The sequence below is a fragment of the Magnetospira thiophila genome (assembly GCF_054657015.1).
This window is the reverse complement of record NZ_BAAHXF010000002.1, coordinates 321066-335477: the sequence shown is the minus strand read 5'-3', so window position 1 is coordinate 335477 and position 14412 is coordinate 321066. Positions and strand designations below refer to the sequence as shown.

The 14412-nt window shown below is 63.9% G+C and carries 15 protein-coding genes; 6 read left to right on the top strand and 9 right to left on the bottom strand.

All coding sequences use genetic code 11. The features are described from left to right. The first annotated feature begins 9 nt into the window (after positions 1–9). Entirely contained in the window at positions 10–1881 is a 1872-nt protein-coding gene (gene htpG / locus ACYQ1P_RS11165; protein WP_460020437.1) for a molecular chaperone HtpG, read from the top strand. On the opposite strand, the gene ACYQ1P_RS11160 is transcribed toward htpG, so the two are convergent. From ACYQ1P_RS11160 to ACYQ1P_RS11150, 3 genes are read right to left on the bottom strand one after another with little or no spacing between them, the layout of a single operon-like run. Further along, positions 1878–2603, bottom strand: coding sequence for an FkbM family methyltransferase (locus tag ACYQ1P_RS11160; protein WP_460020436.1), 726 nt, complete (start codon positions 2601–2603; stop codon positions 1878–1880). The genes htpG and ACYQ1P_RS11160 overlap by 4 nt on opposite strands. A gap of 11 nt (positions 2604–2614) precedes the next feature. Beyond that, positions 2615–3490 carry a radical SAM/SPASM domain-containing protein gene (locus ACYQ1P_RS11155; RefSeq protein WP_460020435.1) on the bottom strand — a complete coding sequence of 292 codons (876 nt, stop codon included), beginning with the start codon at positions 3488–3490 and terminating at the stop codon, positions 2615–2617. Between the two features lie 16 nt (positions 3491–3506). Continuing rightward, positions 3507–4145, bottom strand: a complete 639-nt coding sequence (locus ACYQ1P_RS11150; RefSeq protein WP_460020434.1) for a histidine phosphotransferase family protein — start codon at positions 4143–4145, stop codon at positions 3507–3509. A 155-nt stretch (positions 4146–4300) separates the two neighbouring features. On the opposite strand from ACYQ1P_RS11150, the gene ACYQ1P_RS11145 reads away from it, so the two are divergent. Further along, a complete protein-coding gene (locus tag ACYQ1P_RS11145; protein ID WP_460020433.1) occupies positions 4301–5515 on the top strand; it encodes a DUF2478 domain-containing protein in 1215 nt (404 codons plus the stop codon). Here ACYQ1P_RS11145 and mobA read toward each other — a convergent pair. After that, on the bottom strand, positions 5512–6126 hold the full coding sequence (gene mobA / locus ACYQ1P_RS11140) for a molybdenum cofactor guanylyltransferase MobA (protein WP_460020432.1): 615 nt from the start codon (positions 6124–6126) through the stop codon (positions 5512–5514). The genes ACYQ1P_RS11145 and mobA overlap by 4 nt on opposite strands. A 94-nt stretch (positions 6127–6220) precedes the next feature. On the opposite strand from mobA, the gene moaA reads away from it, so the two are divergent. Together moaA and ACYQ1P_RS11130 are read left to right on the top strand one after the other, a co-directional pair. Further along, entirely contained in the window at positions 6221–7213 is a 993-nt protein-coding gene (moaA, locus tag ACYQ1P_RS11135; protein WP_460020431.1) for a GTP 3',8-cyclase MoaA, read from the top strand. Positions 7214–7300: 87 nt separating this feature from the next. Continuing rightward, positions 7301–8074, top strand: coding sequence for an NAD kinase (locus tag ACYQ1P_RS11130; RefSeq protein ID WP_460020430.1), 774 nt, complete (start codon positions 7301–7303; stop codon positions 8072–8074). Between the two features lie 3 nt (positions 8075–8077). Here the strand turns inward: ACYQ1P_RS11130 and ACYQ1P_RS11125 are convergent, their stop codons facing one another. Both ACYQ1P_RS11125 and ACYQ1P_RS11120 read right to left on the bottom strand, forming a co-directional pair. Then, positions 8078–8941 (bottom strand): DnaJ C-terminal domain-containing protein, encoded by an 864-nt coding sequence (locus tag ACYQ1P_RS11125; protein ID WP_460020429.1) that lies wholly within the window; start codon positions 8939–8941, stop codon positions 8078–8080. Between the two features lie 65 nt (positions 8942–9006). After that, a complete protein-coding gene (locus tag ACYQ1P_RS11120; protein WP_460020428.1) occupies positions 9007–9495 on the bottom strand; it encodes an RT0821/Lpp0805 family surface protein in 489 nt (162 codons plus the stop codon). 160 nt (positions 9496–9655) lie between these two features. On the opposite strand from ACYQ1P_RS11120, the gene pdxH reads away from it, so the two are divergent. After that, positions 9656–10249: a pyridoxamine 5'-phosphate oxidase gene (gene pdxH / locus ACYQ1P_RS11115; RefSeq protein ID WP_460020427.1), complete on the top strand. Its 594-nt coding sequence runs from the start codon at positions 9656–9658 to the stop codon at positions 10247–10249. After that, positions 10246–11181 (top strand): cation diffusion facilitator family transporter, encoded by a 936-nt coding sequence (locus tag ACYQ1P_RS11110; protein ID WP_460020426.1) that lies wholly within the window; start codon positions 10246–10248, stop codon positions 11179–11181. The genes pdxH and ACYQ1P_RS11110 overlap by 4 nt, the downstream gene beginning before the upstream one ends. On the opposite strand, the gene ACYQ1P_RS11105 is transcribed toward ACYQ1P_RS11110, so the two are convergent. Genes ACYQ1P_RS11105 through cysQ form a run of 3 tightly spaced genes read right to left on the bottom strand, consistent with a single transcriptional unit; the run spans position 11182 to position 14406 of the window. Further along, the gene (locus ACYQ1P_RS11105; protein WP_460020425.1) at positions 11182–12582 is read right to left on the bottom strand and encodes an FAD-binding oxidoreductase; all 1401 of its coding nucleotides are present in this window, start codon (positions 12580–12582) and stop codon (positions 11182–11184) included. A 2-nt stretch (positions 12583–12584) separates the two neighbouring features. After that, positions 12585–13613, bottom strand: a complete 1029-nt coding sequence (locus ACYQ1P_RS11100) for an L-threonylcarbamoyladenylate synthase (RefSeq protein WP_460020424.1) — start codon at positions 13611–13613, stop codon at positions 12585–12587. Between the two features lie 7 nt (positions 13614–13620). After that, positions 13621–14406 (bottom strand): 3'(2'),5'-bisphosphate nucleotidase CysQ, encoded by a 786-nt coding sequence (gene cysQ, locus ACYQ1P_RS11095; protein WP_460020423.1) that lies wholly within the window; start codon positions 14404–14406, stop codon positions 13621–13623. Positions 14407–14412 lie beyond the last annotated feature (6 nt).

Below are 14412 nucleotides of genomic sequence, written 5' to 3'. Positions count from 1 at the left end.
AAAAACGTCATGGCCAAGGAACAGATGAACTTTCAGGCGGAAGTCAGCAAGCTGCTCGATATTGTCGCCCATTCACTCTATTCCAACCGCGAGATTTTTTTGCGCGAATTGGTGTCCAACGCCTCGGACGCCTGCGACAAGCTGCGCTATGCCTCCCTGACCGATCCGACGCTGTTGGAGGGCGGCAGCGGCTTCCAAATTCGCCTGAAGGTCGATTCCGAGGCCCAGACCCTGACCGTTTCCGATAACGGCATCGGCATGAGCCATGACGAGATGATCGAAAACCTGGGCACCATCGCCCGCTCGGGCACCCAGGCCTTCGTCGAGGGATTGTCCGGCGACGAGAAAAAAGACAGCAACCTGATTGGCCAATTCGGTGTTGGTTTCTATTCGTCCTTCATGGTCTCCAAGTCGGTCGAGGTGGTCAGCCGCCGGGCCGGGGAAGCCGCCGCCTGGCGCTGGACCTCCGACGGCAAGGGCCAGTTCACCATCGAAGAGGCGGAACGCGAGGGCAACGGCACCACCATCACCCTGCACCTGCTCGACGATGCCAAGGAATATCTCGAAGAGATGCGCCTGCGCACGGTGATCAAGACCTATTCCGACCATATCGCCGTGCCCATCGTGCTCGAGGGCGACGAGGAAAAGACCCTGAACACCGCTTCGGCCCTGTGGACCCGTCCCAAGAGCGACATCACCGAGGAACAGTACAAGGAATTCTATCACCACGCGGCCCATGCCTTCGACGAGCCCTGGATGACCCTTCACAACAAGGCCGAAGGGGTGGTCGAATACACCAACCTGTTGTTCGTGCCCAACAGCAAGCCGTTCGACCTGTTCGATCAGGAACGCAAGTCCAAGGTCAAACTCTATGTGAAGCGGGTGTTCATCACCGACGACTGCGAAGGCCTGTTGCCGCCCTATCTGCGCTTCCTGCGCGGCGTGGTGGACTCCCAGGACCTGCCGCTGAACGTCAGCCGCGAGATGCTGCAAGACAATCCGGTGCTGGCCAAGATCCGCAGCGGACTGGTCAAGAAGGTGCTGGCCGAACTGGGCAAGAAGGCCGAAAAGGACACCGAGGCCTATGCCGCCTTCTGGGAAAACTTCGGTGCCGTGCTCAAGGAGGGCATCTACGAGGATTTCATCAACAAGGACGCGGTCATCGAGCTGGCTCGCTTCAAGAGCACCCGGGGCGACGACTGGCGCAGTCTGGCCGACTATGTGGCCGACATGAAAGAAGGCCAGGAAGCCATCTATTACATCACCGGCGAAGACCTGGAGGCGGTGCGCCAGAGCCCGCAGTTGGAAGGCTTCCGGGCCAAGAACATCGAGGTGCTGTTGCTCACCGACCCGATCGACGAATTCTGGATGCCCGCCGCCGGGACCTACAAGGAAAAACCCTTCAAGTCGGTCACCAAGGCCGGTATCGAGTTGGACAAGGTGAAGGACAAACAGGCCGACGACACGGATCAGCCGGAGGACAAGCCCGACAGTCCGGCCCTCGACAAACTGATCGCCCTGTTCAAGGTCGCCCTCGGCACCTCGGTCAAGGACGTGCGGCCTTCGCACCGGCTGACCGACAGCGCCGTCTGTCTGGTCGCCGATGCCGACGACATGGACATGAACCTGTCGCGCATGCTGCGCCGTCATCAGCGTCTGGAAGAGGAAACCCCGCGCATTCTGGAACTCAACCCGACCCACGGTCTGGTCCGAAAGCTTGCTGCCCTGGCCGAGAACGAGACCGGCGCCCCGGGACCGGTGATCGAGGACGCAGCCTTCCTGCTGCTCGATCAGGCCCGCATCACCGAAGGCGACCCGATCCCCGACCCCGCCGCCTTCTCCCGGCGCATGGCGGCGATCATGGAAAAGGGGCTGGGTTAAAGGATCGCCGCGCCCCCGGCGGGGGAGGCCCTGTCCACCAAATCCCGGCGCAGGTAGCAGACCTCGCCCCGGTGGGCCGAGGTGGCGCGGGCGGCCCATAGGATCAACCCGGCTCCGGTCAGGCGTTCATCGAGCCAGCGCCGGTCGGCATCGGAGTGGTATTCCACATAGGCCGCCGTCACCTGGGGCAGGAAATCTGCCAGATCGGTGACTATTTCCACTTCGCAGCCTTCGGTGTCGATTTTCAGCAGCAACCGCCGCTCCCCCTTGAGGTCGGCCAGCGCCTTGGAGGCCCGCTGAAAATCCGCCATGGCCCGGGAGTCGAACCGTGCGGCGATGCTTTGCTTGATGCTGCTGCCCTCCCCGGCCGCCCCGGCGGTGGTGATCTCCAAGGCACAGGCGCGATCCAACAGACCGGCGTTGACCGCCGTGACCTGGGGAAAGGGGGCCACATTCTTGCGCATCAGGTCGAAGGTATGACGCACCGGCTCGAAGGCCCGCAGGGGCACGCCCGGAAAATGCAAAGCGAAATAGACCGCCGAGGCCCCGATATTGGCCCCCACATCAATGATCGCGTCCACCTGACCGGCCAGAAATTCGGGCACCGGATAGGCCTTGCCCCCCAGCACGTCCAACACCACCTCCTGAACGATCGGATGGTCGGGATAGAAAAAGCGTGTACCGGGGGCCACCTGCTCAAGGGAAATGAATTTCATCGACATGGCGGCTCTCTTCAGCGGCAATCGTGGCAGAGGGAGGGGGCCGCCGGGTCCTGCGGTTTGGGCACCCCCTGGCCGCCATGGCCGAAAAAACGACGGCGCAGGGCGACCAACTGGGGATTGTTGTAAAGGACGAGGGCATGGGTGTCGCGCACATTGCCCACCCCGCCGCGCCCGGTGCCATCGAAGCAGCACAAGGCATGACGGCCATCGGCCAGGATCATCAGATTGAACCACTGGGCGCAGGGCGACGTATTGAGCGGCGCATCGGGGTCCGCCTCGATCAATCCCAGCCAGTTGGTGGTGTCGTTGAAGGTGATCTGAAACAGCGGAAAGCGGGTCTGGCACCACAGGGCAAAGGCCGTCTTGGCCGCCGCATCGCCGCCCACCTTTTTGAGCACCACGCGGAAGGGAACCCGCCCGTCGGCCTTGGCGCGATGGAGGATCTCCAGTCCGGCCAGGGTGCGGGCGAAGGGAATCCCAAGCACCCGTTCATAAACCTCCGGCTCCGTTTCATGCAGCGAAACGGTGATATGGGAGAGATTCCCCAATTCGGACAGTTTGGCCACCGTGCGTTCGGTGAGCACCGAGCCATTGGTCGGAAAATTGACCGAAGCCTTGGGAAGCTTGCTTTTGATCCGCGCGATGAAGCCATACAGCCGCCTGTCCAGCATTGGCTCATTGACCCGCGACAGATTGATGTCGAACGGCAAATCTTGGGGGATGCCGGTCAGGTCGTCGATGATCTTATCGAACAGCGCATCGTCCATGCGATCCCCGACCCGTTCCATGGTCGGGTAGATGCAGAACGTACAGCGGGCATTGCACAGGGCCAGGGTCTCGATCCCGACGCCGAGCGGAAACTGGATGCGTCGGGGGTCCATTTTCATGCGGGGGGTCTCGGCGTCAGGCCGGCAATAGGGCGGCCAGCCGCACTTCGTCGTCCGGGTCGTCGGCCACTTCCAGCGAGACGTTCAGTTCCTCGGCCAGCCGTTGGGCGAAATAACCCTGCACGTTGCGCGCCGTCAGGTCGTCCAGGGTCGCCTCGGCACTCATCGCCAGCTTGAGGTCGTCGCGCAGTCGTGCCTTGTTGCCACGGGCGGAAATGGCCACCCCGAGGCCCTCCTCAAGAAAGCCGAACTGCACCGACACCTTGCCGCCGGACGGCAGGCAGTCGGAGGCCAATTGGATCATGTTGAGCATCAGCCGGGCGCCGCCCCGCGACACACTGCCCTCGCCGCCCGGCCAGTCCAACTCGACCTTGCCGTCGGACAGCAGACCCTCGGCCAGCTTGCGAATGTCGGTCAGGCTGTGGGTTCCCTCGGCGCTCCCGGCGAAGCCGAAGGCCAGCCGATAGAAGGACAGGCGGCGGGCCGCCATGTCGCCGCTGCGCCCGACCAGCCCCAGGGCCTCCTCGCGCAGGGCGATGTCCCCCTCTTCCAGCAATTCGATACCGCTGTTGACCGCGCCGACCGGGCTGATCAAATCGTGACACAGGCGGGAACAGACCAGTTCCGTCACCTTCAAATCGACCAATACCGGCATGATGCCCACGTCTCCCTAATTCCAGCCCTGACACAGGGTTAAGCCCATTGGGTTTACACAAGGTTACCAGAGGCGGTCAAACCCCCTGTGTCCAGGCGAATTCTTGCTTTACCATGGTCCGGTCCGCCGCTTGATGATTCTGGATCGCCGTTGAGATGACCGACCTTCGCCTGCCCACCCTGCCGCCCGCCGCCGTGGTCTATACCGGCGACACCGACGACCCGGCCCTGCTGGCCCGGTTCGCAGCGGATCTGCGCGGGCGCGGCTGGAACGTCGGCGGCATCGTGCAGGAAAAGTTGCGCAACGCCAGCGGACAGACCATCGGCCGCGATCTGGTCGATCTGGCCGACGGGCGGCGCATCCCGCTGGCTCGTCCGACCCCCGGACAGGTGGCCGACGGCACCTGTGCCATGGACGATTCCGCCCTGGCCGAGGCCAGCGGCCCGCTACGCCAGGCCATGCACGACGGGGCCGACCTGCTGATCATCGAGAAATTCGGTAAAATGGAGCAGGAGCATGGCGGCCTGCTCGATGAAATCATGACCGCCATGGCCGAGGGCTTTCCGGTGCTGACCGCCGTCGCCGCCCCGGCGCTGGAGAAATGGACCCGGCTCACCGGCGGACTGACCCGCCTGCTGGCCTGGACCGAGGCCGACCTGTGGCGCTGGTGGGGGCCGTATCGGCTGCTGCGCGATTTGGAATTAGGTATTGATCCGCAGGCCAGCGCGTCGCGGGTGGTGCTGGGCCGCAACTGGACTTTGGTCGAGGGCCCGCAAGGGTGCGGTCTGGCCCCGACCCCGGAACGGGCCGGAATCGGCGAGCGTCCGCTGCGCGATGCCGGTTTTCTGTCCGGGCGGAGGCTGCGCGATCTGGCCGCCGGGGTGCATTCCTGGGACCCGGCGGAAGCCGCTCTCGGGGTCGCCGCGCTCAATGCCCATTACAACCGCTTTGACCTGCAAGGCACCGACAGCGACGGCCTGGACCTGCTGGCCGAAGCCGAGGGCCAGTTGACCTCCGTCGGCCGCTTTCCCGGTCTGGCCCGCAAGATGGGAACCCATCGCATCGTCGAGGACTCGCCGCGCGACGGTGCCTATCCCCCTGCCGCAGCCGGGTGGCTGTTGCCCGATGGCCCGGCGGTCATTCATGCCTCGGCACTGGTCGACCGCAGCCTGCCCAATCTGCTTGCCGCCTGCCGTCAACCGGCCCTGCTGATGGGTCCCGGCACACCGTTGAGCCGTCGCCTGCTGAGCTATGGGATCGGCACCCTGGCCGGGGTGGTGGTCACCGATGTGGAGGGGGCTGCCCGGGCGGTCACCGAGGGCGGTGCCCTGCGCGCCCTGCGCCCCTTCTTACGTAATGTATTAATTTAAACACTACCTATAAGGCGTTGAGCTTCCGCTAAGTCTTCCGGAGTATTGAGGTTGAAAAACGGGTCGGGATCGCCGGAAAATTCGGCACCGAGAGCCTGCATTTCATCGGCCCACAGACCGACCTGCCGTTCCCCCCGACCGACCAGAAAATGCCGCAGGGCCTCATGGCATTCCACTGGCCACAGACCGATCACCGGATGCCGCCGCCCCGCCGATTGGGCCACCGCCGCCGACGCCCCGTCCTGCACCGTCAGGCGCAGGGTGGCTACCAGATCACCAGGCAGGAAGGGCGTATCGGTGGGCACGCTGACCACCCAGTTGGCATGGGGCACATGCAGGGCCGTCCATTCCAGCGCGGTCAGCAATCCAGCGAGCGGCCCGGAATGGTCGGGGATCGAATCCTGAAGGATTTGAATGTCTTTTGAAACAACGATTCCAGATGGATTGTTCACGTTAAGAATTAACTTTGTGACTTGCGGTTTCAGGCGTTCGGCAACCCGCGCCAGCATGGGTTTTCCGGCCAGCACCAGACGCGCCTTATCCTGACCGCCGAGGCGTCGGGAGAGTCCGCCGGCCAAGACCACGCCCACCACGTCGCCGTTATCCGTCATTATTTAATCCTTCTTGATTGGGAGACTCAGACTATCACATGACCCTCCGCAGAACAGGGGCGAAATCCCGTTGCTTTGGCGCTAAAGTATGATCATGCAGGATTCTTTTCAACGCGCCATCACCTATCTCAGGGTCTCGGTCACCGACCGTTGCGACTTGCGCTGTCGCTATTGCATGGCCGAGGACATGACCTTCCGGCCGCGCGACGAACTGTTGTCGCTGGAAGAACTGGACCGCATCTGCTCGGCCTTCGTGCGGCGCGGGGTGCGCAAGCTGCGTCTCACTGGCGGCGAACCGCTGGTCCGGCGCAACATCATGCATTTGTTCCGCCGTCTGTCCCGTCATCTGCATGCGGGCCAACTGGACGAACTGACGCTGACCACTAATGGCAGCCAACTGGCGCATCATGCCCGGGATCTGGCTGATTGCGGCGTGCGTCGGGTCAATGTGTCGCTGGACACCCTGGACCCCGCCGCCTTTGCCGAACTGACCCGCTTCGGCGACCTGGACAAGGTCCTGCGCGGCATCGACGCCGCCCGCGACGCCGGATTGGCTGTGAAGATCAATGCCGTGGCCCTGCGCGGCCTGACCGAACATCACGCCGACCGGTTGGTCGCCTGGTGCGGGGCCCAGGGGTTCGATCTGACCTTCATCGAGACCATGCCCATGGGCGACATCGGCGGCACCCGTCAGGACAGCTACCTGCCGCTGTCGGAGCTGCGCCAGCAACTGCAAGGCCGCTGGACCCTGCGTCCCAGCGACCATCACACCGGCGGCCCGTCGCGCTATGAGCAGGTGCTCGAAACCGGACAACGCATCGGCTTCATCACGCCGCTATCCGACCATTTCTGTGCAAGCTGCAATCGAGTCCGCCTGACCTGCACCGGCACCTTGTACATGTGCCTAGGACAGAACGATTGCGCTGATTTGCGGCAACCCCTGCGCGACCATCCCACCGATGACGGCCCGCTGTTGACCGCCATTGATCAGGCCATCGCCCGCAAACCCCTGGGCCACGAATTCGTCATCGACGAGACCCAGGGCACCCCGGCCCTGGAACGGCACATGAGCGTTACCGGCGGCTGATATATCACCCATGCGGAATCCCCCTCTGTTCTGAGCGCCCGCAACGGGTATACTCCCCATTCCATGCGCCCCCGACGGAGACAAACGGTGCCCCAGCCGCATTTCAAGATCGCCTTTGCCGCCGCCGACCATGACCTGGCCCGGGAAGCCAAGCGCACCCTGGAAATGCGCTATCCGCACGTCCCCGAGGACGAGGCGGAAATCATCGTCGCCCTGGGCGGCGATGGCTTCATGCTGCATGCCCTGCATGCCCACATGGCCCGCAACACCCCCATCTATGGCATGAACAAGGGGACCGTCGGCTTCTTGATGAACAGCTTCAGGGTTGAGCGGCTGATGGAACGGCTGGCGGTGGCCGAGGCCTATCGTCTGCATCCGCTGCGCATGTGTGCCCGGGCCATGGACGGCACCGAGACCGAGGCCCTGGCCATCAACGAGGTGTCCCTGCTGCGCCAGTCGCGCATGGCGGCCAAGCTGCGCATTCGCATCGACGGCGTGGTGCGCATGGATGAACTGGTCTGTGACGGGGCCATGGTCGCCACTCCGGCCGGCAGCACGGCATATAACCTCTCGGTCTATGGCCCGATCCTGCCGCTCGGCAGCAATCTGCTGGCCCTGACCCCGATCAGCGCCTTTCGCCCCCGGCGCTGGCGCGGCGCCCTGCTGCAACGCACCGCCGAAGTGATCCTGGAAGTGCTCGACGCCGACCTGCGTCCGGTCTCCGCCACCGCCGATTCCACGGAAGTCCGCCGGGTGACCCAGGTGCGCATTTACGAAGACCCGGACGCCCGCCCGATCCTGCTGTTCGATCCGGAACATAACCTGGAAGAACGCATTCTCAAGGAACAGTTCCAGCCCTGAGACCTAGACTTTCCGGCGCACGCTGTAGGGATGCTTTTCGCTCCATTTGCGCACGAAATCCTGCAAGTCCGGGTCGGGCTTGCTGGGCAGCATCACGGAAAGCCGGACGAAATGGTCCCCCGCTCCCTTGTTGGGTGGTTGCAGGCCCTGTCCCTTGAGCCGCAGCACGGTGCCTGAATTGGCGCCCGCAGGCACCCCCACCGACATGGTGCCATGCAGGGTTTCCACGTCGATCTTGGCCCCCAGCACCGCCTCGGGTAGGGTCACGGCGGTTTCCGTATGCACATCCAGACCCTCGACCCGGAACCGCTCGTCGGCGGTCACATGGACGGTGATCAGGGCATCGCCGGGACCTTCGCCACCGATACCCGGCATCCCCTGTCCCTTGAGCCGCAACACCTGACCATCGACGGTGCCGATGGGCACCCGCACATCGAGCGTCTTGCCGTTGGTGGTCTCAATACGTTTGGCGGCACCGCGCGCCGCTTCCAACAGATCCACATGAACCGTATAGGTGACATTGGCCCCGCGCACGCGGATTCCGGCGGTGGCCGGTCCCTCCTCCTCGAACCAAGCCTTCCTGCGCCCGCGGCGGAAGCCCGAGGCGGAATTCCAGAAGCCGCCCCCGGCCCGGGAATGAACGGGGTTGCCCTGGGCGTCGATCAGGCCGCGATCAAAGGCCTGCCGCTTTTTCGGATCGGACAACAGATCATAAGCGGCGGAAATTTCCTTGAATCGATCCTCGGCCCGGGGATTGCCCGGGTCGAGATCGGGATGACGCTCGCGGGCCAGCCGACGGTAAGCCTTTTTCAGCTCATCCGGCGAGACGTGGCGGGGAACCCCCAGGGTGAGGTATGGATCGTCCATGGATCGGGTGCGGGGCCTGTTGTCGTTAATGTGTCAAACTAGCCCCGTGCCCAATCCGGAACAAGTCAGTTGATCACCCGCCAGGAGCCGTCCGCCTGCCGACAGGCCGTCCCATAGGCTTCTTCCACCCGCCCGTCGATGGTCACCGTGGTCCGATATTCCCGGCAATCCTCGTTGGACTTGGAGGAATAGGTCTTGGTCGGCGTGATGGTGCCCGCATGGCCGCTATCGGGATTGCTCCAACTCGACGTGGTCCCGGCCTTGTTGTATTCCAAGGCGCTCTGGGTGGTGCTTTGCAGTTTCATCTTATCGACCTCGTCGAGCTTCGCGCCGACATTGCTGCCCAGCCAGGCTCCGGCCAGGGTGCCCACGGCGATGGCCGCCATGTTGCCTTTGCCGCCGCCGATCTGCGATCCGGCCAAGGCCCCGACGCCAGCCCCCAGCAACGTGCCCAGGGTTTGGTTCGGGTTGTCCTGCATGCTGTTGCCGGCACAACCGCCGACCAGAAGGACGGCCGCCAGGGCGGAAAGCGTGGTTTTGCGAAGGGTCATCATGTTCTGTCTTCCTCGTTGTTCCGAAGCGGATCTTTCCGCCTCCAATCCTTCATCGCACTATGGCATATTTTTGTGGCGTTCGGGAGGCATCCATCGCATATGAAGGGAGTAGATGCGCTTTTTCATTGAGTAACACGCGCCCTTAAGAAGTTCTGAATCGATGACTGAAATTGCCCCCCAGGACCGGCCCTTCGAGCATTTCGCCCAATGGATGCGCGAGGCCGAGGAAAAAGAAGTCAATGATCCCAATGCCATGTCCCTGGCTACCGTGTCAGCGGACGGGCAGCCCTCGGTGCGCATGGTGCTGCTCAAGGGTGTCGATTCGCGCGGCTTCGTTTTTTATACCAACCTGGAAAGCCGCAAGGGTCGGGAGTTGATCGCCACCCCCCGGGCATCCCTTTGTTTTCATTGGAAATCCCTGCGCCGTCAGGTGCGACTCGACGGCCCGGTGGAACGGGTCAGCGACCGCGAGGCGGATGACTATTTCCACAGCCGCCCCCGACTCAGCCAGATCGGGGCCTGGGCCTCGTCCCAGTCGCGCCCGCTGGAAAGCCGATTCCATTTGGAAAAGCGGGTCGCCGAATATACCGCCAAGTTCGCCATCGGACGCATTCCCCGTCCCGACTTCTGGCACGGATTCCGTCTCCTCCCGCAGCAGTTCGAATTCTGGGAAGACCGCCCGTTCCGCCTGCATGATCGGTTGGTCTATACGCGGGTCGAGGACGGCTGGACAACGGAGCATCTTTTTCCATGAGTGACACCCCCGCCCCATCCGACAATCCCCTGCAAGGCAACGCGCGCGCCTCCAAACTGATGCGGCGCGCCACCTATGCCTCGGTTTTCGTGGCGACCATCCTGATCGCGGTCAAGGTGGTGGCCTGGCTGATGACCGGCTCGGTGGCCCTGCTCGCCACCCTGGTCGATTCGATCCTCGACGCGGCGGCCTCGCTGGTCAATATGGTGGCCGTCCGTCAGGCGCTGGAACCGGCGGACAGGGAGCACCGCTTCGGCCACGGCAAGGCCGAACCGCTGGCCGGACTGGCCCAGGCGGCGCTGATCGGCGGCTCCGCAGTGTTCTTGCTGTTTCAGGCGGTGGAACGGCTGATTCATCCGCAGGCGGTCACCGCCAGCGAGGTCGGCATTCTCGTCATGGGCATTTCCATCGGCCTCACCCTGCTGCTGGTGCTGTTTCAGAAATACGTCATTCGGCAGACCAAGTCGGTGGCTATTTCCGCCGACTCCCTGCACTACCAGGGTGACCTGTTGGTCAATGCGGGAGTCATCGCGGCGTTGCTGATCGGCGAGCATCTGGGCTTTTTATGGGCCGACGGCGTGTTCGCCCTGGGCATCGCCGGGTACATCCTGTGGAGCGCCATCGAAATCGTCCGCGAGTCCCTGGACCTGCTGATGGACAAGGAATTCCCGGTCGAGGAACGGGAGAAAATCAAACTGATCGCGCTCGATCATCCGCTGGTCCGCGATATGCACGATTTGCGCACCCGCTCCACCGGCCCGCACCGGTTCATCCAGCTGCATCTGGAACTGGCGGGCGACATGCCGCTGTCCAAGGCGCACGCCATCGCCGACAAGGTCATGTACCGCATCGAGGCCGCCTTCCCCGGCTCGGAGGTGCTGATTCACCAAGACCCAGAGGGTGTCAACGAACGCAAGGCGACATTCGAGTAATCACACCACCTTGCCCGGATTCATGATGTTGTTGGGGTCCAGGGCCGCCTTGATGGCCCGCATCATCCGGATCTCGATCTCCGGGGCATAATGGGCCAGTTCGGCGCGCTTCAGCTTGCCGATCCCATGTTCGGCAGAGATGCTGCCCCCCAGGTCCACCACCAGATCATGGACAATGCGGTTCATGGCCTCCCATTGATCCAGGAAGGCGGATTTGTCCATGGCTTCCGGCTGGGTCAGGTTGAAGTGGATATTGCCGTCACCGATATGACCGAAGGGACAGGGCCGGATGCCGGGCAGGGCCTCGCCGACCAGATCCATGGCCCGCATGATGAAATGCGCCACCTTGGAGACCGGCACCGACACATCATGCTTGATGCTGCCGCCCTCGTGCTTCTGGGCCTCGGAAATGGATTCCCGCAGCCGCCAAAGCTCCTCCACCTGGGTCAGGCTACTGGCAATCACCGCATCGGCCACCCATTCCGCCTCGAAGGCCTCGCCCAGCACCGTTTCCAGGAGGTCATCCAGGGCATCATCGGGACGCGAGGAGGTCAGTTCCAGCAGCGCGTACCAGGAGTGGGACTGCTCGAACGGATCGCGCAGGCCCTCCATATGCGTGGTCGCCACCTCGACCGCGAAGCGCGCCATCATCTCGAACGCGGTCAGGCTGTCCCCGGCCCGTGTCCGGGCGATGTCGAACAGCTTCATCAGGCTGTCCAGGTCCGGACAGGCGGCCAATGCCGTGGCCCGGGCGCGCGGCTTGGGAAACAGCTTGATCACCGCTGCCGTGATCACCCCCAGGGTGCCCTCAGAGCCGATGAACAGTTGCTTCAGGTCATAACCGGTATTGTCCTTGCGCAGCCCCTTGAGGCCGTTCCAGACCTCGCCGTCGGCGGTCACCACTTCCAGCCCCAGCACCAATTCACGGGTATTGCCATAGCGCAGCACGGCGGTGCCCCCGGCGTTGGTGGCGATATTGCCGCCAATCCGGCAGGTCCCCTCGGCGGCCAGACTGAGCGGAAAAAAGCAGTCGGCCGCGTCGGCGGCCTGTTGCACGTTTTGCAAAATCACCCCGGCCTCGACGGTCATGGTCATATTCAGCGGGTCGGTGTCGCGAATGCGGTTGAGCCGCTCGGTGGACAGAATCACCCCGCCTTCCGCCACTGCGCCGCCGACCAGCCCCGTATTGCCCCCCTGCGGCACGATCGGCAGGCCGGACTGGGCGCACAGCCGGACCACCGCCGCCACCTCGTCGGTGGTCGCCGGTTTGGCCACCGCCAGGGCCTCGCCGCGGTACAGATCCCGGGATTCTTCCAGATAGCCTTCCATGTCCGGCCCCGGCGCAACGACCCCCTTGGGGCCGAGAATATCCGTCAGGGCGGTCAACAGTTGTTCGTTCATGCTCAATCACCTTCGTCGTCGGGATCGGTTATGGCCAGACAGGGCATGGCCGCGCCACAGGCCTCGGGCCAATCGTCAAGGGAGCGGGTATCGTCGGCCAACGTGGCCGCCCGGCGCAAGCGGTCGTTGATCGCCCGACCCAACCCCCGTTCGGGAATGGGGGCCACGGCAATGCGCGGAAAGCCCCCGGCCTCCAATTGGCGCAACATGGCGAATAAATGTGCCGCCGCCTCCACCGGATCGCCGTCGCGGCTCAAGTTCAGGGTTCCGGGCAGATCGCCAAAGCTGAGGAACGCCTCGCCGGGACGCGGGGCGCCCGCATTCAGCCGCAACGGCTTACTCGGCGCGTAATGACGGGCCAGCATCCCCGGCGAGCGGGGCGCCTCGCCTTCCCCGGCGCGGGCCAGGGGGCCACAGACCCGCTCGATCTCTTCCGCCGTCAGGCCGCCGGGACGCAACAACGTGGGTCGGTCACCGCTGACGTCGATCACCGTCGATTCCAATCCCACCACGCAAGGCCCGCCATCGAGGATGGCCGCCACCTGGGACTCAGGAAATTCCATCCGCACATGGTCGGCGGTGGTTGGGCTGACATGGCCGGAGCGGTTGGCGCTCGGCGCGGCCACCGGCACATTGGCCAATTGGAGCAACTCACGGGCCAGAGGATGGCCCGGCACCCGCAACGCCACCGTATCCAATCCGGCACTGACCAGATCCGACAACCGGCAGCCGGGCAATCGGCGCAGCACCAGGGTCAGCGGCCCCGGCCAGAAGGCGGCGGCCAGATCAAAGGCCCGTTGATCGAAAACGGCAAAATTGCCCGCCGACTCAAGGTCCGGCACGTGGGTGATCAAGGGATTGAAACTCGGGCGGCCCTTGGCGGCAAAGATGTCGGCCACCGCCCGGTCGCTGGTGGCATCGCCGCCGAGCCCATAGACGGTCTCGGTGGGAAACGCCACCAAATGCCCCGTATCCAGCAGCCGCGCCGCCTCGGCCAGATTGTCAGCGGTGGCGGGCAGGATCGGAGTCACTAGAGTTTCAACGCCCCCAGACTACAAAACCGGAATCGTTGGCAAAACCCGGCTTGGCATAGACGAACGGCGCGCCCTCTGGCGTCGTCACCCGTCCCCCGGCGGCCAGCACCACCGCATGACCGGCCCCGGTATCCCATTCCATAGTGCGGCCCATGCGCGGATACAGATCCGCCTCGCCGGTCGCCACCTTGCAGAACTTCAACGACGACCCCGCCGGGGTCATGTTGGCGACAGTGAATTGGGACAGAAAGGCCTCGTCCTTTTCCGAACGGTGCGAGCGGCTGCCAACCACATTGAGTCCCTCGGCGGGCCAGTCGCGGGTCTTGATCGCCATCGGCGCGCCGTCCCCCCGACTCATGAAGGCCCCCAATCGACTTCCCCAATACATGGTGTCCTGCGCCGGAGCCAACACCACGCCGAGGATCGGAATCTGATGTTCCACCAGGGCGATATTGACCGTGAACTCACCCCGCCGATGGACGAATTCCTTGGTCCCGTCCAACGGATCGACCAGCCAGAAGGGGCGCGTGGTGACATCGGGAATACGCCCCGCCGCCGCCGACTCCTCGGCCACTACCGGAAACTCTTCAATCAACTTGCCCGACACCTCGGAGGCGAGGGCGGCCAGGATCAAATCCTCGGCCTGTTGATCCGCCGCCGTCACCGGCGATTTGTCATCCTTGGCCTGAACGGCGAAGTCGCTTTGGTAAATTTCCATGATTTTCGCCCCGGCGCGCCGAGTGATATCGCGGATGGCCTCCACGAGCGGTTGTTCAATAGTCAAGGACACAGGCTT

What these genes read in the sequence shown, in the direction of transcription:
- htpG (WP_460020437.1), top strand. Translation starts at nt 10, where the DNA reads ATGGCCAAGGAACAGATGAACTTTCAGGCGGAAGTCAGCAAGCTGCTC.
- ACYQ1P_RS11160 (WP_460020436.1), bottom strand. Translation starts at nt 2,603, where the DNA reads ATGTCGATGAAATTCATTTCCCTTGAGCAGGTGGCCCCCGGTACACGC.
- ACYQ1P_RS11155 (WP_460020435.1), bottom strand. Translation starts at nt 3,490, where the DNA reads ATGAAAATGGACCCCCGACGCATCCAGTTTCCGCTCGGCGTCGGGATC.
- ACYQ1P_RS11150 (WP_460020434.1), bottom strand. Translation starts at nt 4,145, where the DNA reads ATGCCGGTATTGGTCGATTTGAAGGTGACGGAACTGGTCTGTTCCCGC.
- ACYQ1P_RS11145 (WP_460020433.1), top strand. Translation starts at nt 4,301, where the DNA reads ATGACCGACCTTCGCCTGCCCACCCTGCCGCCCGCCGCCGTGGTCTAT.
- mobA (WP_460020432.1), bottom strand. Translation starts at nt 6,126, where the DNA reads ATGACGGATAACGGCGACGTGGTGGGCGTGGTCTTGGCCGGCGGACTC.
- moaA (WP_460020431.1), top strand. Translation starts at nt 6,221, where the DNA reads ATGCAGGATTCTTTTCAACGCGCCATCACCTATCTCAGGGTCTCGGTC.
- ACYQ1P_RS11125 (WP_460020429.1), bottom strand. Translation starts at nt 8,941, where the DNA reads ATGGACGATCCATACCTCACCCTGGGGGTTCCCCGCCACGTCTCGCCG.
- ACYQ1P_RS11120 (WP_460020428.1), bottom strand. Translation starts at nt 9,495, where the DNA reads ATGATGACCCTTCGCAAAACCACGCTTTCCGCCCTGGCGGCCGTCCTT.
- pdxH (WP_460020427.1), top strand. Translation starts at nt 9,656, where the DNA reads ATGACTGAAATTGCCCCCCAGGACCGGCCCTTCGAGCATTTCGCCCAA.
- ACYQ1P_RS11110 (WP_460020426.1), top strand. Translation starts at nt 10,246, where the DNA reads ATGAGTGACACCCCCGCCCCATCCGACAATCCCCTGCAAGGCAACGCG.
- ACYQ1P_RS11105 (WP_460020425.1), bottom strand. Translation starts at nt 12,582, where the DNA reads ATGAACGAACAACTGTTGACCGCCCTGACGGATATTCTCGGCCCCAAG.